A 17,923-nucleotide genomic window follows, 5' to 3' on the forward strand; every position below is an offset into this window, starting at 1 on the left:
AAAATTCTCATTCACCATCCGTCAGAATGAGTCTATGATGAAGGCTATTTTACGCAGTGGCACACATAGTTTGATAAGGATGACGAAAGAATGAAAAAGGCAATTTCTCTGTTTCTTGCAACGCTGAGCTTAGGATTGCTCGCTCCTAACGTAGCGGCTTCTGAACGCGCGGAACAAGGATGGCAACTGATAGAGCAAGGCGCAATGATCGTCGATGTGCGCACTCCGCAAGAGTTCTCTGAGGGGCATTTAGACAATGCGGTGAATTTCCCTCTATCTGAGCTTGATAAACATTTTAAAGACGTCAAAAAAGATCAATTGATTGTGCTGTATTGCCGCAGTGGTAACCGCTCGGGCCAAGCCTACCAATATTTGCAATCGCAAGGGTTCACAAATCTGCACAATGCAGGCGGCCTGGAAGAGTTGCAAAACGCCCAATAATCCCTCGTTTTGTTAACACATGACTCGTTTTTCATCTGGAAAAACAGAGCGCGTTGCTGATTAGCGGCAACGCGCTCTACTGTTTAATACTTAACTTCTGTCACATCACTACTTTGGCCCTGCCTCAAACTGGGTCAGGTTGTCGGTTATTTCTAACCACGGCGCTTTTGACGCCACGAAAATATGAAAGCTTGGTTTGTGAGATGGGGCATCGTCCAACGCACCTAAGCGAATATTGACGATTCCGTTATTCTTTTTCGAATACAAACTTAAGCCGCAATGGCGACAAAAACACAGCTCGGTATTTTCACTTTTCTGATAAGTTTGAATATCCTCTTTCCCTTGGATAATGAGCAACTTATCTAGAGCAATTCCGCCCGCCGATGAATAGTCAGAGCCAGTAAATTTTCGACATTCAGAGCAATGGCAGTTGCCCATGTATTTGAATTCATCCGCCATTCGAGTTTTACCTTGCCACACAGACATGAGCCTTTGAGTACTTCCATTTGAGTCCCTTTTTATTATGAACCTACGTGAGATTGGTGATGGTCTCGTCACCATGCCACCACAAGACGACAAATTAAAGACGGGTAATGCAGGTTTTCAAAAATGAAACGAAAATATAAAAACCACAACGCGATGAAAGTTCATTTCTACCGCGACGGCGAGAAGCATGAGTCCTAAAGCTCATTCATCCTAACGCCAAACGGTAGGAAAACAGAAAGACGATCAGAGAAAAGTAAAACGAGCTTTTCGGATACAAAAACACCAAGCAAGATGCTTGGTGTTTTCTTAATATTTTATTTAACCACGCCATCGCTCTTCATAAGAGACATCGTGTTAAGCAAGTTCAGTGCTTAGAAAATGCAGTGCTTAGTAAAGCTGGTTGCTTCGTTTGCTGTCCAGTCACCTTTTGGCTTGTCTTTCAAGCTCTCACACCATTGCTCGCTGCCAACACCATCTTGAAGAACACAGTGCTTTGCAAAATCGACGGCATTGTCTGCTGTCCATTCTGTTTTTGGCTTATCGCGCATGTCGTTACACCAGCCTTCGGTGCCCACTTCATCGCTATAAGCAGTTAAAGCAGACACAGCTAACATCAGCATGACTAGTTTTTTCATAAATTCAGGTTCCAGTTGCAAACAATTAAATACCCATCACTTCAACAATCGTTGTTAATCAAAGTGACTTTTGTATCAACTATAACGAAATTATCAGTCTACGTGTTAAGACACCGAAAATTTATTGAGCGACGCTGTGATAATCACACCATATCTGGTCTTACAGACGACGCGCTTTAGTTAACGCGTTCACCTTCGCCGATCCAGTGCCAAAGCAGGCCAAACGCAGCTCTAACGCCATTTGTTCAAAATGATCGACCACCAACTGCGTGCTGATGGTTGCAGCTTTCAATACTGCACCAGCTTGACCTACGAGGTTCGCGCCTAAATGAATCGCTTTCGCCGCCTCAAGTCCATTGTGGATACCACCAGAGGCGATCAAAGGCAATTTAGGATGCTGCGCACGTATTTGAGCCAAACACGTTGCCGTCGGAATACCCCAATCACGGAAAAGCTCTGCTGCGCGCTGCATGTGAGGGTTGTCTTGGCAATACCCTTCAACCGCACTCCAACTTGTGCCACCAGCGCCCGCGACGTCAATTGCGTCCACGCCCGCATCAACCAGTCGCTGCGCCACGTCACCGCTAATACCAAAGCCCACTTCTTTGATGATGATAGGAACGTTAACGCGCGGCTTTAGTTGCTCAATAGCGTGCAATACACCAATCCAATTGTGATCGCCGTTTTTCTGAAACGCTTCTTGCATCGGATTAACGTGCACAAACAAGGCATCTGCTTGAATCGCCTCAACCGCACGTTGGGCGTTATCCAATTTGCCTTTGTCACGCAGTTGAGCAGCTCCTAAGTTTGAGTACAGCGGCACACCTTTCGCGAGTTCACGGATGGTTTTACCCAAGCCAGAGTGCTGGCTTTCTTCTAAGCTGATCCGCTGAGAGCCCACACCCATCGCGATACCTAACTCGCTTGCGGCTTCAGCTAAGCGGCAGTTGATCGTTTCGGCGTCTCTCGCTCCCCCCGTCATGGAGCTGATCAAAAACGGCAGCGCCAATCGATGGCCAAGAAACTCCGTCGATAAATCGATAGTGTTGAAGTCACATTCTGGCAGCGCACAATGTTCAAACTCGACAGACTCAAAACCCGCCGTTTTCTTTTTCATGCTCATGTCATGATGTAAAACAGCGTCTAAATGTAAGTCTTTTCGGTTAGTTTGCGGAGCCATAATGTCACCCTAAAGTAAAACAGTCGCGCAGTATTGCCATCCTTATCAGTAACGTCAATGCGAATTTTCTGAAATAGGTACATTGCATTTCCGAAACCAGCAATGAATCGTTATTTACTCTGAAATTATAGGAAGAGAAACCCACCCTCTCGTTTAAAACGATAACGGCGAGTTACTCCCTAAGCTTGGATAACAAACGGACAGGATGCCAACTTAAAGGCGGTGAAATAGATGTTTTGCGTTCTATTGTGCGCTTTCAGGCAGAATTAGCGACACAATGGTACTTGTCGAACTTGGCGCAAACTGATCCGGATCATCACAGAATTGGATTTTGCCTTTGTCTTCGACATTAAACAGCGGGATCACCAAATTGGTTTTGTGATGTTCCAAATAATCTTGGTAAGTGAAGTTCTCACTCAGTTTGGTGTGCTTGATTTCCGCGCCTCGGCTTAACAGGCTCGCTAGCTGGGTGTAACTAACATTGCCCCCCATCAACAGCTTGCCGTGATACTCCTGAGCAACAGAGTGCTTCTCACTGCCGTTTCCATTCGTCTTCACTTTTTGCAGACAATGCACTTTATCTTCGCCGAACTCGTCAACAAATTGCATACATGCCATGATGTTGAAGTGTTGATCTGGCGTGAGTGCGACCACTTGACCAATGCCAATCATGTTCAGGTTGTCATCCGCATGGCTAGAAATCGGGTTACCGTAATAATAATCCAGACCCATCATACGAACTTGGCTGATGTACTCCCAGTTCGAGTCCGTCATCAATACACGTCGATCATAACGCGCTAACGCTTGGCCAATTTCACGTGCGACTCGGTTCGCCCCAATAAGTAGGAAGCCTCTCGGCGCAGGTTCAGCGACACCCAATGCAATCGCCATAGGGCGAGCAGTGGCACTTTGTAATACCACCGTACCGATGATCACCATAAAGGTCATTGGCACCAGTAAGCTTGCTCCATCGACTCCGTATTCAGTCAACTTAATCGCAAACAGAGACGAAATCGACGCGGCAACAATACCGCGTGGCGCCACCCAAGACAAAAAGAGCTTGTCTTTAAGGTTCAAGTTGCTGCGCATCGTAGAAAGAAAAATCGATAACGGACGCGACACCAACTGCATAAAGACAAACAGCAGCAACGCACCACTACCCAGCGCTGCAAAATCATCCAAGCTGATTCGAGCCGCAAGAAAGATGAACAAACCGGTGATCAGCAAAATGGTCAAGTGCTCTTTAAAATGCAGAATTTGCTGAATGTTGATGTCTTTCGCGTTGGCAAGCCACATGCCCATCACAGTAACGGTTAATAACCCTGCTTCTGATTCGATGTGGTTAGAGACCGAAAATACGCCCAGTACTACCATTAAAACCGCAAAAGGCTGCAAGTATTCCGGCAACCACGCTCGACGCAATACCGTCGCCACGGCTGCACCAGACGCCACACCTAAAATGACACCTACGGCAATAATGGTGCCAAAGACTTCCATGCTGTTTACGGCGCTGTGCGACACGATAAACTCATACACCATCACCACAAACAGCGCACCAAGAGGGTCGATTAAGATCCCTTCCCAGCGCAAAATATTGGCAAGTGTACTGTTAGGCCTTACCGTCCGAAGCAGCGGCACGATAACTGTCGGCCCCGTGACAACGGTTAAGCTGCCGAACAACATGGCGAGCTCCCATGTAAAACCAAGGAAATAGTGTGTCGCAACACTGGTTGCCGCCCACGAGATGATCGCCCCGATGGAAACAATGCTCCATACCGACCCACTCACGCCACGAATTTCTTTAAAATTTAAGGTCAAACTGCCTTCAAATAAAATGACTGCCACCGCTAATGAGACCAACGGAAAGAGCAAATTTCCCAAAATTTCATCGGGTTTGAGCCATTGCATAAATGGCCCGACGATGAGGCCAGCCAACAGCAAAAACAAAATGGCTGGCAAGCGCAGCCGCCAAGCTAACCACTGACAGCCCAAACCAATGACCCCTACCGCTGACAGCACCAGCGCTTCATTACCCACTTGCATCTATCGTCACCTATTTTTATCGTTGTTTTAGCGTCACAGCGCTAGGATGCGTTGACCCTTAGAATTATGAATATAGTTTATACCCAGTGACTTAGCGGCGATGTGTGCCGAAAAGTCGTCCAGAAACTGCATCAAGACTTGCGTCATTCTCGCAGTTCCCCTCAGAGCAAGGTAAAGTGGGTACAAAATTTCACGCGGAACCTAGCATCATAAAACGCTCAGGCATAGAGCATGAACTAAGCTTTAGTGTACGTGCTCAAAGTTAAGAATCATCTATCGTGTGAGACAAACGACCAAGGATAGGGAGAAATGGATTGTTTACGACACTTGCGCTGATCACGGCTTTTTTTGCCATATTGATCGGTTTGAAAGCCGCCAGTCGGATATCGTTGCTGGAAAAAGAACTGTCGAAATTACAGAAAGAAGTTGCCTATCTTCGCGTCAGCACGCGTCGCGATTCGAAACTCGAAGCCTCCCAACCAGAGCCTGACACATCGGAATCCAGCCTTGGGGCGGCCTCTTCGATGCGTTCAGATTCTGGCGACTCGGCATTAAGCGCTCCAAGCAACATCGAGTCTGAATTTGAGCCTTCATACCTTGCAACTCAGCAGCACCATAGCGAGCAAGAGCAAACCGAACTCAACCAAAGCCAGCAAACACAAGTTCAGTTGGCGACGTTTACTCAGCAAGAAGACCCACTAATCCAGAAGCACGCGCAAAAACTCATTGCTAACTTCCAAGAGAACTGGCTAGTTTGGGTCGGCGCATTAGCCATGTTGATCGGTGGCGGCTATCTGGTACAAGTGATTGGTAGCCATATTGAGTTTTCGCCACTTATGCGTGTTTCTTTTGCCTTTTCACTCTCGTTACTTATGGTACTCGCTGGCGAGTGGTTTCATCGAAAAGAGCAAAACAACCCGGATCGCGCTGCACGAGCTCAAGGCTTTACCTATGTGCCTGCTGCTGTCACCGGAACGGGGCTAACGGGCATTTACTGCACCGTTATTTTTGCTTTTGTGGTTTATCAAATGCTAACGCCAAGTGTCTCGCTGATCATCTTGGCTGCGGCGGCATTTTGCAGTTTAGCGTTGTCATTACGACAAGGGCCGTTAATGGCGGTGCTCGGTTTAATCGGTGGCTACACCGCTCCGCTTTGGATTGGAGGTAATGAACCGAACTACTTTTTGTTAGCCGGATACATCTGCGCGATTTCGTTCGCGGCGACCTTATTGATGCAAAAAGTGCATCGGGCATGGATTGCGCCAAGCATCGCCGTTCCGCATGTCATTTGGATGCTGCTGTTGATTGAGAGTATTCCAACTGAACTGCTGTTCTCGTGGCTCGCGATTTATCTCTCCATCACTTTGTATCTCATTTTCGCGGTTCCGAGAATGGGTTGGATGCTCAATCCTCGTTTTCGCCACTATCAAAGCAAGTGGACAAATCAACCAACCGCGACCTCTCTTGCAGTAGCGTTATTGACCTTTTCTGCTATCACCAGAATGCCGGAACTGAACACTCTACAAATGGCGTACTGTTATACGCTGCTTGTGGCGATCATCTGGCTACCAGCACTGCGTACAGGCTGGTCGTTACGTGTATTTTTGCCATCCATACTCGTCTCGGCAACCGCGCTGATTGTTCTCACCATCGCGTTTGATGCGCTGTATATGTTAGAGCGAGAAGCCAGCATCCTATTCGCATTTGCGGTGAGTATTGCGCTGATTGGCTTTAGAACCTATTGCCAATCTTTGAGTGACCGTTCGCAAATCAGCAACGTGCTTTTGTTGGTGCTAGCACCAACGATGGGTTTGGTCACGTTGTTTTATGCTGACGAATTCATGCACGGTTACGCCCTGTACTGGACGTTGTTCTGCGCGCTCATCGCGGCCTATTATGCGTTCCTTAGCCAGCGCCTTCGCTCTCTTGCACTTGAATGTTCAGCGGTCGTTCACGCTCTGATTTCTGGCGTCGCTTTCGTTTGGTTAAGCGACACTTGGCTCACCACTGCCATTTCGATACAAGTCGCGGTGATGGCACTGCAAATCCAAGCCGGTTTTTTTCGCCCAGCAAGTTGGGCGGTCAAAATCGTGATGGGTATTTTGGTGGTTCGTCTCACGTTGCTGCCATTTATTCCACAATGGCAGCCGGTTGAAAGTGGGCATTGGGCTTGGGTCATTCTTAGTTACGTGCCGTCCTTGGCTATCTTAGCCTATGCCCGAAGCGTGCTAGCGAAACAAGATTCCGACCTGACCAACTGGTTCGAAGGGGCGTTTTTGCATGTGTTCTTAATGGCGTTGTTCACCCAAACCAACTACTGGTTAACGGGACAATACGGCTATTTGGGGCACATCGATTTCACAAGTGCCGTGGTCTTTGCCAATCAAGCACTGGTTATGGGCTTGGTTTACAGTTATCGCAGCCAATTTGCTCAGCAGCTCACCCTTGTTTATCAAGCCTACAGCTACTTATTGTGGGGCGCATTCGCGCTATTGACGGTATGGCTGAACAGCGTTGAATCGCCACTCATCACCAACAACGTATCGGCACAAGCCATGCCGGTGTTCAACATGCTGAGTTTAGGTTGGCTTCTGCCAGCGTGCATTCTCATTGCTGCGGTCATTAGACGCTGGAATACGCTGCGTGTACACCGATTAGCGGTCGCATGTCTTGGCTTTGCATTAGCGGCCATTTGGCTAGGGATGTCGATTCGACAGTTCTGGCAAACCACGTCAATGACGCTGTTTCAGCCGACTGGTATGGCGGAATTGTTTAGCTACTCAGTGGCAGGATTAATGGTTGGTGGCACTTTGACTTGGCGTGGCGTCACTCACAAGGCGATGATGATGCAACGCATCGGCTTAATTATACTGGCCTTTGTGGCATTGAAAGTCTTCTTGTGGGATGTAAGCTCTTTGGACGGGTTCTGGCGCGCCATCAGCTTCTTAGGCTTGGGGGCATCACTTATTGCTTTAGGGTGGCTATTTCAAAAACTGCATCGCTCAGTCACTCAGACCTCTGAGTCATAATCGACGTTCTTCAACACAAAAAGATAAGCGGAAAAGAGAGATTCCCGACAATGCATTTTCGCCGTTATTGGGGGGCAGCAAAAATGTAAAGCCGGGAATCATTGGAGTGTTCTTTGAAACGGCGTTATTTCAACAATGCAACCACCGTATGACGGCGAACATTCGCTTGCGCATTTAACGCTTGGAACGTCGAGGTAAACTGACCAGACGTCTCCATAAAACCATCCAGTTTTGCGTTCACTTCATCTACCGAAAGTTGATGACTTTTGCTTTGGATTGAGCGCATCTGCGTGTTCAACTCGCCATGAAAAGCTTTCGCTTCTTCTAAGCTGGTTTGCACTTGTCTTAAGTGCTGATTGACTTTCGAGATGGTCTGTTTGATGCCATCACGAGAGCCTAAATCAAAACTCAGCTCTGCAATGCCGTCCGGCTCAGATTTCAAGTTCAGCACATTTGGCTGGCCAGCAGGGAAGCGATGCCCTTCGCCCGTAACCAAAACCTTCTGCTGCATTTGTTGATAAGCGTTATCGCGCGCTTCAAACAAAATGGTGCCGTCTTCAGCCAATGATGCGCGCATGCCCATTGCAATTAAACTGCGGTCGAGCATTTTCACCGTGCGTGCGCCGTCCGATTGACCGTCAAACTGAATCATCACCGCTTGGCCCTGAGGGAAATCCAAACGAATTTGTTCCGCTCGGTCACTGAGACGATGCACATTCAAACCTGGGATAGAGAAGCGACGAATATCGGCTTTATCCAACTTGAGATGCAACTCGTTATCAATCACCTTCTGGCCATCAAAACGCGCTTGTTCCACAACACGTTGAATGTTCGCTTTAGAGCGCACAAGCGTATCTTGCAACCCAGGCACATTTTGTGTGCCTTGCGTAACGGCTTGAGTTAACCCACGTTTAATGTGCGTTAGCTCTTTACCAATGGTTTGCAGTGATTTTGAAGCAATTTGTACCGCTGTTGCTTGTTGCTGTCCCTGAGTCAGTTGAATGCCTGAAACAGAATAGGCTGACGCGGTGTCAGCCTGAACTTGAATTGGACGCGGTTTGATCGTACCGCTTGAATCCGCAGAGCGGGTTGGCATGATAGAGGCTTGTTCTTGGCCACCCAAGCGTATGCTATGGGCTCTAACCTCTACTGTACTCATTACCATAAAAGAACTTCCTAACCTTAAATACGGTCAAACAATGAAAGATCGTTGATCTTCACGTAGCTCGCCTGCGTAGCTTGCAGAGCAGCCATGTAGTTGCTTAAACGTACCGAAGCTTCACCGTAGTCCAATGCAGATAAGTCACCAGAGACTTTGTCGACAAACAGCTTGTTTTCGCTGTGTGCACCGTCCATCAAATCTAGGTTGTTATGGCGACCACCGATTTCCGTCATCGCGCCTAGTACGTTTGCCATCGTATCATCGATGGCGTTTAGGCTAGCGTCCACTTCGGCTTGAAAATTCGGACTCGGCTTCTCAAATTCTGCAATCAAAGCATCAATTTGGTTAAGAACGTTCTTGCCGCCACCAATATCTAGGATCTCTTGTGCGGTCATGTTCGAATCCATGGTCACGCCTTTCGCCACCGTCACCACACGAACATCGCTGTTGCCTTCGACCACATAAGCGCCACTTGATTTATTCAGAGCCGCGGTATCGGTTTTTGTGCCCGAAAACAGAAAGTGGCCTTCTTCATCTTGCGCATTGAAAGACGATTCGATGGAGTCACGGTAGCTTTTCAGTTCGGTGATCATGCCGCTACGGTCTTGATCCGTTAACGAACCGTTCGCGCCCCAAAGAACAATGTCACGCATGCTTTTCAAACTTTCGCTCACTGAGTCTAGGTGTGTCTCTTGGCTTGAAAGCGTTGTTTTCAGGTTTGCGATGTTGCTTTGGTATTGAGCAATCGCGCTGTTTTCGCGTTCCAAGTTAAGCAGCTTGATAGACGCCATTGGATCATCAGACAGCTTAGTCAGTCGCTCACGTGTCGACATTTGTTGAAGTACTTTCCCAAGGCCTGCGCTGTTGCTCTGCAGGCTTTGCAGCATCATTTGGCTGAATTGGTTATCACTGATTCGCATCTGGGTTTCCTCTAGAATAACTGCAATACAGAGTCGAACAGCTGGTTCGCCGTACTGATCACTTTCATGTTGGCATTGTGCGCGTTAGCAAACGTCATCAAGTTCGCGGCTTCTTCATCGCTGTTCACTGCACTTACGTTGTCGCGAGCGGTATGCGCTTGCTTACTCATTGCCAGTTTTGCTTGGTAATCCGCATCTGCCTGACGCGCTTTGATCGCCGTTTGGCCAACCATTGAGGTAAAGGCATCGTTCAAGCTCACTGAGCCGTAGCCCGTTACCGCAACCGGTTTGTTACTCAAATCAATCAAAGATTTAAGAACATTCGCGTTACCCGGCGTACCATCGCTTGAAAACGCCAATTCTTCCGCGCTCAAATCTGTGATGGTTAAACTTGCCGCTGGGTTATCAGGGTCGTAGTTAAACAGTGGTTTGCCGGCATTGCCTTTCAAGTCTTTACCTGTAGCAAGTACCGCGTTGTACTCATCTGCCAGAGCTTTTGCCATATCATCAAGCGCCACTTGGTTTGGCTTTAGAACGTCGGTTTGGTAATCGTTGATGGCACCCAACTTACCCCCGACCGAATCGCCAATAGCGAAGCTTTGATTAGCAAAATTCACGTGCAGATCCGCAAGATACGGATCGCTTGGATCAGGAATCGCAGACAGTTGACCAAAGTCCGAGCCCATGACTAACGGCTGACCAGAAACCAATGTCACCTGCATGCTGCCATCCGGTTGATCGGTTGTTTTCACTTCGATCACTTGTGACAGCTCACCGATCAGCTTTTCACGCGTGTCCATCAATTGAGCTGGGTTACCGCCTGTACCTTGCATTTCAACGATTTGCTTGTTCACGTGAGCGATGTTCGACATCAGACTGTTTGCATGAGTCAGCGCAGCGGTGCGCTGATCGTTCATGTCTTTATGTTGGTTGTGCAAAGACTGAGTTAGTGTGTTGAAGCGTCGAGCCAACGCTTCTGATTCATTGATGATTTGCTGGCGGTAAGGCATCGATTCTGGCTTCACTGTCGCGTCGTTAAGCGCGGCGTTAAGCGAATCTAAGCCAGCAGAGATACTAAATCCGTCTGCACCCAAGGTGTTTTCTAGTTGGCTCATGTTGCTGGTGTAACCAGCCGCGTAAGCCGCCAAACTATTGGTAGACCAAGTTTGTTTAACCAAGAACTGATCAGTTACACGGCGGATGCTGGTCACTTCCACGCCCATACCAGAGCTTAAGCGGTTGGACTTACCATCGCCAACTGTCGCCATCAACGCTTGTTGACGGCTGTATCCTGGCGTGTTGACGTTCGCAACGTTTTGCGCCGTCACGTCAAGTGCAACGCGGTTTGCGTTTAAACCTGAGAGGGCGATATTAACTAGGTTCATTTACAGCTCCATTTTCCTGATCAGCGGCTGAGAAAAAGCGGTCGTCATACCGGCTTCTCCAAGCACTTGTTTAACTGAGGCGACCGCTTGAGCCGTTGAGTTAAATGGGTCGGGAATTTCTTCGAGTTCAAGCTGTGATATCGATTCAGAATCGACCGGTTTACCGTCATTTGCAGAAGACACATTGCGCGCCGAATCGAAGGCCACTTCGCGCATTGAAGGGCTCAGCTGCTGAATCAGCATATTAGCGATGCCAGAGCTTTGCTTTTTCGCCAACTCCATCGCCAACTGACCATCGTACATGTCGCGAAAAACGCCTTGTTGTTTGCTTGAAAATGGGCTGTCTTTGTCCGCTAACACGTCGCTGCTACTGCGCATTTGACGCAGCACCAGTTGTAAGAACATAGCTTCAAACTGACCCGCCACCATTTCGAGTGCGCCTTCTTGATCACGACTGTGCTTGATGTTCGCCAACGCACTGTTGTCGTGATAAAGCATTGAGTTCAATTGAGCTTGATCGCTGCTACCGTCTAGTTTCATCGTTCACTCCTTAAATCACGACCAGTTCAGCATTCAACGCACCTGCTTCATTTAGTGCCTGAAGAATCGACATTAAATCGGTTGGGGTTGCGCCTAAGCTGTTGACCGCATCGACAATGGTATTGAGCTCTGTGCCCGGAGGCCAAATCACCATTTGAGCGAGCTCTTCGTTTACATCAATATCCGTTTGATTCACGACTTTTGTCTCGCCATCAGCAAACGCATTCGGCTGGCTGACTTTTTCTGATTCTGAAATTCGCACCGTCAAGTTGCCGTGGCTTACTGCCGCTTCGCCAACTTTGACATTCTTGCCAATCACCACGGTGCCAGTACGGGAGTTGAAGACGATACGTGCAGGATTACGACCTTCCACGACGCTCATCTCTTCCAGCATCGACATCATGATCACGCGTTGTTGCGTGTCTTTCGGCGCTCGCATATCCACGCGTGCTTTGTTGATGGCAACAGCCACGTTCGGACCAAACGTATTGTTGATCTCACGTGCGATGTTTTTTGCAGTGGTGAAACTTGGTTTGCGCAAGTTCAGCGTGATTTCATCGCGCTGGTTGAAGTCTGTTTTGATTTCGCGCTCTAGCGTTGCACCATTCGGCACACGACCCGCTGTTGGCGTATTCACTTCGACTTTCGAACCACTTTTACCTTCAGCAGATAAACCGCCCACAACAACGCTACCTTGCGCGATGGCGTACACTTCACCATCGATACCGCGTAGCGGCGTAAGAAGCAGCGTACCGCCGCGCAAGCTTTTCGCATCACCAATGGATGACACGACCACATCTAAGGTTTGGCCAGGCCCCGCCATAGGGTCTACTGATGCCGTCACGCTTACCGATGCTACGTTGCGCAGTTTAGGGTCCATGCTGTCATCAATCTGAACACCAAATTGGCGCAACATGTTGGTGATGGATTGTGAGGTAAATTTTACTTGGTTGCGGTCACCTTGGCCGGCAAGACCAACCACCAAACCGTAACCTACTAATTGGTTTTCGCGGATGCCTCGAACATCCACCAAATCCATAATAGGAATTTCCACTTCAGCCTGTGAAGTCGCAGGAAGCCCTAAGGTCAATGCCAGTAGGAAAGACGAAAAAAAGGTATTGATTGGCTTCATTAGAATGGTACCCATGGGCTGTTAAAGAACTGAGTCAGCCACCCAGCAGCGTTGCTGTCTGCCAACGCGCCGCGACCAGCGTAAGTGATGCGAGCATCCGCAATTCGTTGAGAAGAAACTTGGTTATTGCGAGTGATGTCATCGACGCGAACAATGCCCGTCAAACGGATAAATTCATCACCTTGATTTAGGCGCAGCCACTTTTCGCCACTGATGCGCAATACGCCATTTGGCAACACGTCATGCACCGTGACCGTGATAGCACCTTGGAGCTTGTTGCCTTGTGAGCTAGACGCACTGCCATCGAAATTTCGGCTGCCGTCAATGCTCACACCAAGTTCATCAAACTTTTTAGTGCCGATGGTTGGCGCAGCAAAGTTCACCGCTGAGCTCTTACCAAATTTGGTTCCAGCTTTTTTGCTTGAAGAAGTCTCTTCAGAAAGCACCACGGTTAGCACATCACCGACTCGGTACGCACGACGATCTTGGAACAGAGTCATCGTGTATTGGTGACGATAAAGGCTACCAGATTGAGCGTCTGGTAAGGTGTAATCCAACTTCGGCGGCGCATACTCCTCAGCATTTGGCTGAGGCGGAATAAACTCCTGACGTCCGGCACATCCCACCAGCAACACGACGGCTACTGCCCAACTCTTAGAAAGCCATTTCATTGCTTTTTCCTTCATCATCACCAACTTCATCATTACATCGATTGCGAGACAAACTTCAGCATGTCATCTGCTGCTGATACGACTTTGGCATTCATCTCGTAAGCACGTTGAGTCGTGATCATGTCGACCATTTCTTCCACAACTTGCACGTTAGAGCCTTCTAGCGCGCCTTGCTTGATGCTGCCTGCACCATCTGCGCCAGCAATCAGCTCATCGGCTGGGCCACTTGCTTCCGTCTCGCGGAACAAGTTACCGCCAACGGCTTCAAGGCCAGCTGGGTTGATGAATTTTGCTAGTGTGATTTGGCCAAGCTGTTGAGGTGTTGGATCGTCTGCCGTTGTTGTTGTCACTGTGCCATCTACGCCAACCGAGAAAGAAGTCGCGTTGTCAGGAATTTGAATTTGTGGCTCAAGCGGTAGACCTTGACTGTTCACCATCAAACCTTCTGAGTTGATGTGGAACTGACCATTACGCGTGTACATAATCTGACCGTCAGAGTTTTCAATCTGGAAGAAGCCTTGCCCCATTACCGCTAGATCTAGGTCTTGAGTCGTGTTTTGTGTGTTACCTTGCGTGAACACTTTTTGCGTGCCGACAACGCGCACACCACTACCCAGTTGAACACCGCTAGGCAGCTCGTTTACCTGATCCACCTGTGCACCAGGTTGACGCTGAATGCTGTAGAACAAGTCTTCAAATACAACGCGGTCGCGCTTAAAGCCGACGGTGTTTACGTTTGCTAAGTTGTTGGAAATGGCAGTCATCTTCGTGTCCTGCGCTGCCATACCTGTCTTACTTACCCATAATGCCGAATGCATTGGTTATCTCCTTTTGGGGCGAGACTTATCTCGCCGCCATTAATTTGTTACCGGCTTGCGCCAACGTTTCTGCAGTTTTCATCATGCGTACTTGCATCTCGAAGTTACGCGTTAGCGACATCACGCCGATCAGCTCATCGATCGCCGATACGTTACTGCCTTCGATGTGTTCTGGTGCCAATTGCACGGTTTCATCCGCTGCGAATGGCACACCATCAACACTGTGAAGCAAGCTGTCGCTCTCTTTTTGCAGCTGATTGATTTCTGGCTTCACCAGTTTCAATGTGCCGACTGCGATTTCTGCACCGCCGCCCGGTGGAATAACCGAGACAAGGCCACGCTCACTGATTTCGATTTTTTGATAATCAGGTACCACCAACGGACCGTTTTCACCCACAACCGGGAATCCGTTGATAGACATTGCGCCAAAGGTATCGATTTGAATGTTACCGGCACGCGTGTAAGCCTCGTTACCCGCTGGCGTTTCTACCGCAAGATAACCTTCACCCATGACGGCAACGTCCAGCGCACGACCTGTTTTCACAACGTCGCCAGAATCAAAACGCGTTGATGCAGAGTTTGTGACCACCATGGTTCGGCCATCAAAGCCCGGGCCTTGTAACTCCACGCTACGAACACGTTCCATATCCGCACGGAAACCTGCGGTATCCGCGTTTGACAAGTTATTCGAACGAACGTGTTGCGCTTTAAGAACTCGGCTTGCACCGGAGGTTGCTGTAAATAACAAGCTATCCATGCAGAACTCCTATTACACCGCGTTGAACAAGGCTTGAGTGAGCTTGTCGCTGGTCGAAATCGTTTTTGCGTTCGCTTGGTAGTTACGTTGTGCTGTCATCAGTGCCACAAGCTCACTGGTTAGGTCGACGTTTGAGCCCTCTAATGCACCTGGAGTCAAGTTACCCAGCGTGCCAGAACCCGGAACGCCCATGATCGGCGCACCAGAGCTAAAGCTTTGTGTCCAAGCAGTACCGCTCACTTTTGCTAGACCTTGCGTATTAGCAAAATCAGCCAGAACCACTTGGCCTTGAAGCTGTGATTGACCGTTAGTGTAAGTTGCGTAAACCATGCCGTTGTCTTCTACGCGCACACCTGCAAGCTCACCAGATGTGTAACCGTTCGGGCTGTTTGTGCTTACGCCAAACGCGGCACCAAATTGCGTGCTGCCTTTTAGGTTGATATCAACGCTCATTGCGTTTGCGCCCGCAGCTGGAAATGCCACATTGAAAGAACCTGTTGGCGCAGCTAACGTACCGTCTTTATTAAACGTCACAGGAATGGTTGAAACAGGAGTCTTACCGCCGTCGACTTGCACGTTCACTTCCCATGCGTTGTCTGCCGTTTTAGTGAAGTACTGCGTCACGGTGTGAGAGTTGCCAAGTGAATCGTACACCTGTGTCGTGTAAGAAGAGTTGAACGAAGTTGGATCCGCTGGATCGAACGGCGTTACCGCTTTATCAATCGCTTTTGCACTTGCATCGAAGTTCGCAACAAAATCAAGGTTATCTGTCGCTTTCGCGTTGAGTGACGATGTTGATACTTGGATGTTACCTACAGAACCCGTCATCAAGTTGTTGTTGCTATCTACGCTGTAACCTTGCAACTTCGCGCCATTGTTCGCAGTTACAAAGTTGCTCTTATCCGTACCAAATACGCCAGAACGAGTGTAAAGCGTTTGACCCATGTGATCTTTTGTCACAAAGAAGCCGCTGCCGTTGATCGCCAAGTCCATTGAACGACCAGTACCCGTGATTGAACCGTTTTTATCGAAGTTTTGCGAAATAGACGCAACTTCTACGCCGCCAGGTTGCATGCCGTTGTATACCGCTGCGAACTCTGTGCGCGCACCTTTAAAACCATACGTTGAAGCGTTGGCAATGTTGTGGCTGATCGTGTTTAGCTCTGTATTGGTCGCGTCCAGACCACTAAGTGCGATGTTAAAACTCATAAAAGACCTCTGATTTGCTTATTTGGTTAAGCACCAAACTGAGTGATTTGATAGAAAGGAACGTTGCCAACGCCATTAACATTGACCAATGGTGCGCCACCTGAACTCGGAATACAAACCTGTTCAACAGTGCCAGCCAGTAGAACATTCGGGCTCGCTTGGCCTTCTTGAACTTCTACAGATACCGTGTATTTGCCCGGCTTTAAGCCAAGCTCTTCTGGATTGATTGAGAACTCAACGTCACCAGCGCCGTGAGCGCCAAGTGGTACGTTCGTCTTCTGACCGAACTGATCTTTCACAACTAAAGTCACTTGGTTTGAACCATGACTCAGTTCGATTTTGCCGTTTTGCGCACCATCACCCAGTTCGAATTCTTTTGAATTCACGTAAACCGTTTGACCAACCAAACCGGCGGTCGATAGCACTTGCATGTTGTCGAGTAGCACCATGCTGTTTTGCATGACCTTCGACATGTTCTCGGTACTTTGAACTTGAGAGAACTGCGCCAACTGACCGACGTACTCTGTGCCATCTAACGGGTTTAACGGATCTTGGTTTTGAATTTGCGCCACCATCAAAGAGATGAACTCATTTTGAAGTGAAGACGCGCTGTTCTTATCCGTTGGGTTTGGCGCAATGCCACTATTTTCTTTGGCTGCCGCTTTAACCGGAGCGTCCGACGATAATGCCGTGTACTGTGCAAGACTCATTAGCTACCCTGCCCTAAACGAAGCAAGCCTTGCTGCATGCTTTTCACATTTGCCAACACTTCCACGTTCGTTTCGAAGCTGCGAGTCGCTGACATCATGTCCGCCATTTCCGCAACCACGTCGATGTCTGGGTAGTAAACGTAACCTTCGCCGTTAGCGAGTGGGTTATTTGGCTCAAAGCGTTTTTCCGCCTGACCTTTGTTTTGCACCACATCGACAATACGAACTTCAGCATTTGGGTAAATGCCGTTTTCTGTCGTCATTTGCGTTTTTTGATACACGGTAGCGAACACAGGTTTAAGTGCTTTGTAAGCATCATCTGGGTTTGCAGACACCGCATCCGCGTTCGCAAGGTTACTGGCAACCGTGTTTAGGCGAACGGTTTGCGCCGTCATCGCAGAGCCAGTAATCGAATAAATATCAGTGAATGACATAATTAACGTCCCTCAATCGCTTTCGCCAAGCCGTTAAATTTCATGTTGAGAAACGTCAGGCTGGTTTGAAAGTCCATGTTGTTTTGGGTGAATTTCGCTTGTTCAACACCAAGTTCCACAGTGTTGCCATCTTTACTGTTTTGGTACGGCACCGAATACTGGGCCTGAACCTGCAGCTTAGGTACAGAATTACTCACACCGTTTGTCGACATCTGGTTCATAACAGTGGTGAAACTTAGGTCTTTCGCCAAGTACCCAGGGGTGTCAACATTTGCTAGGTTACTGGCGAGGACTTTGGTACGCTGAACGCGAAAATTGAGTGCCTCTGGATGTACACCTAAAGCATTTTCAAATGTGATCGCCATGCATCT

General features: G+C 48.5%; 17 protein-coding genes and 1 pseudogene. 2 read left to right on the forward strand and 16 right to left on the reverse strand.

The window, feature by feature from the left end; genetic code table 11:
• Positions 1–90: 90 nt before the first annotated feature.
• The gene (locus tag UF05_RS18915; RefSeq protein WP_005481539.1) at positions 91–441 is read left to right on the forward strand and encodes a rhodanese-like domain-containing protein; all 351 of its coding nucleotides are present in this window, start codon (positions 91–93) and stop codon (positions 439–441) included.
• A gap of 108 nt (positions 442–549) precedes the next feature.
• On the opposite strand, the pseudogene UF05_RS18920 reads toward UF05_RS18915, so the two are convergent.
• The 4 genes and pseudogenes from UF05_RS18920 to UF05_RS18935 form a co-directional block, all read right to left on the reverse strand.
• Positions 550–947 (reverse strand): annotated as a pseudogene (locus UF05_RS18920) (GFA family protein).
• Between the two features lie 351 nt (positions 948–1,298).
• Positions 1,299–1,562 carry a DUF3012 domain-containing protein gene (locus UF05_RS18925; RefSeq protein WP_045546292.1) on the reverse strand — a complete coding sequence of 88 codons (264 nt, stop codon included), beginning with the start codon at positions 1,560–1,562 and terminating at the stop codon, positions 1,299–1,301.
• Between the two features lie 160 nt (positions 1,563–1,722).
• A complete protein-coding gene (gene fni, locus UF05_RS18930; protein ID WP_005481444.1) occupies positions 1,723–2,742 on the reverse strand; it encodes a type 2 isopentenyl-diphosphate Delta-isomerase in 1,020 nt (339 codons plus the stop codon).
• Between the two features lie 243 nt (positions 2,743–2,985).
• On the reverse strand, positions 2,986–4,785 hold the full coding sequence (locus tag UF05_RS18935) for a cation:proton antiporter (RefSeq protein ID WP_020841775.1): 1,800 nt from the start codon (positions 4,783–4,785) through the stop codon (positions 2,986–2,988).
• 314 nt (positions 4,786–5,099) lie between these two features.
• Here UF05_RS18935 and UF05_RS18940 point away from each other — a divergent pair, with 314 nt between their 5' ends.
• A complete protein-coding gene (locus UF05_RS18940; RefSeq protein WP_045546293.1) occupies positions 5,100–7,814 on the forward strand; it encodes a DUF2339 domain-containing protein in 2,715 nt (904 codons plus the stop codon).
• A gap of 124 nt (positions 7,815–7,938) precedes the next feature.
• On the opposite strand, the gene UF05_RS18945 is transcribed toward UF05_RS18940, so the two are convergent.
• From UF05_RS18945 to flgB, 12 genes are read right to left on the reverse strand one after another with little or no spacing between them, the layout of a single operon-like run.
• Positions 7,939–8,979 (reverse strand): flagellin, encoded by a 1,041-nt coding sequence (locus UF05_RS18945; RefSeq protein WP_045546294.1) that lies wholly within the window; start codon positions 8,977–8,979, stop codon positions 7,939–7,941.
• A 17-nt stretch (positions 8,980–8,996) separates the two neighbouring features.
• Positions 8,997–9,896 (reverse strand): flagellar hook-associated protein FlgL, encoded by a 900-nt coding sequence (flgL, locus tag UF05_RS18950; RefSeq protein ID WP_005497981.1) that lies wholly within the window; start codon positions 9,894–9,896, stop codon positions 8,997–8,999.
• Positions 9,897–9,907: 11 nt separating this feature from the next.
• Entirely contained in the window at positions 9,908–11,281 is a 1,374-nt protein-coding gene (gene flgK, locus UF05_RS18955) for a flagellar hook-associated protein FlgK (protein WP_005483982.1), read from the reverse strand.
• On the reverse strand, positions 11,282–11,821 hold the full coding sequence (locus UF05_RS18960; RefSeq protein WP_045546295.1) for a rod-binding protein: 540 nt from the start codon (positions 11,819–11,821) through the stop codon (positions 11,282–11,284).
• 10 nt (positions 11,822–11,831) lie between these two features.
• Complete coding sequence (locus tag UF05_RS18965; protein ID WP_045546296.1) at positions 11,832–12,953, reverse strand: flagellar basal body P-ring protein FlgI; 1,122 nt, start codon at positions 12,951–12,953, stop codon at positions 11,832–11,834.
• A complete protein-coding gene (gene flgH / locus UF05_RS18970) occupies positions 12,953–13,624 on the reverse strand; it encodes a flagellar basal body L-ring protein FlgH (protein WP_011106240.1) in 672 nt (223 codons plus the stop codon). Before flgH ends, UF05_RS18965 begins: the two co-directional genes overlap by 1 nt.
• A gap of 32 nt (positions 13,625–13,656) precedes the next feature.
• Positions 13,657–14,442, reverse strand: a complete 786-nt coding sequence (gene flgG, locus UF05_RS18975) for a flagellar basal-body rod protein FlgG (protein ID WP_005481471.1) — start codon at positions 14,440–14,442, stop codon at positions 13,657–13,659.
• A gap of 25 nt (positions 14,443–14,467) precedes the next feature.
• Entirely contained in the window at positions 14,468–15,199 is a 732-nt protein-coding gene (locus UF05_RS18980; RefSeq protein ID WP_005464045.1) for a flagellar basal body rod protein FlgF, read from the reverse strand.
• Positions 15,200–15,211: 12 nt separating this feature from the next.
• The gene (gene flgE / locus UF05_RS18985) at positions 15,212–16,408 is read right to left on the reverse strand and encodes a flagellar hook protein FlgE (protein ID WP_020841769.1); all 1,197 of its coding nucleotides are present in this window, start codon (positions 16,406–16,408) and stop codon (positions 15,212–15,214) included.
• A 26-nt stretch (positions 16,409–16,434) separates the two neighbouring features.
• On the reverse strand, positions 16,435–17,118 hold the full coding sequence (gene flgD / locus UF05_RS18990; RefSeq protein ID WP_045546297.1) for a flagellar hook assembly protein FlgD: 684 nt from the start codon (positions 17,116–17,118) through the stop codon (positions 16,435–16,437).
• Entirely contained in the window at positions 17,118–17,552 is a 435-nt protein-coding gene (flgC, locus tag UF05_RS18995) for a flagellar basal body rod protein FlgC (RefSeq protein WP_005464013.1), read from the reverse strand. Before flgC ends, flgD begins: the two co-directional genes overlap by 1 nt.
• Positions 17,553–17,554: 2 nt before the next feature.
• On the reverse strand, positions 17,555–17,917 hold the full coding sequence (gene flgB / locus UF05_RS19000; RefSeq protein ID WP_005463947.1) for a flagellar basal body rod protein FlgB: 363 nt from the start codon (positions 17,915–17,917) through the stop codon (positions 17,555–17,557).
• Positions 17,918–17,923: the final 6 nt, after the last annotated feature.

This window comes from Vibrio sp. S457-15 (assembly GCF_000960545.1).
Taxonomy (GTDB): domain Bacteria; phylum Pseudomonadota; class Gammaproteobacteria; order Enterobacterales; family Vibrionaceae; genus Vibrio; species Vibrio parahaemolyticus.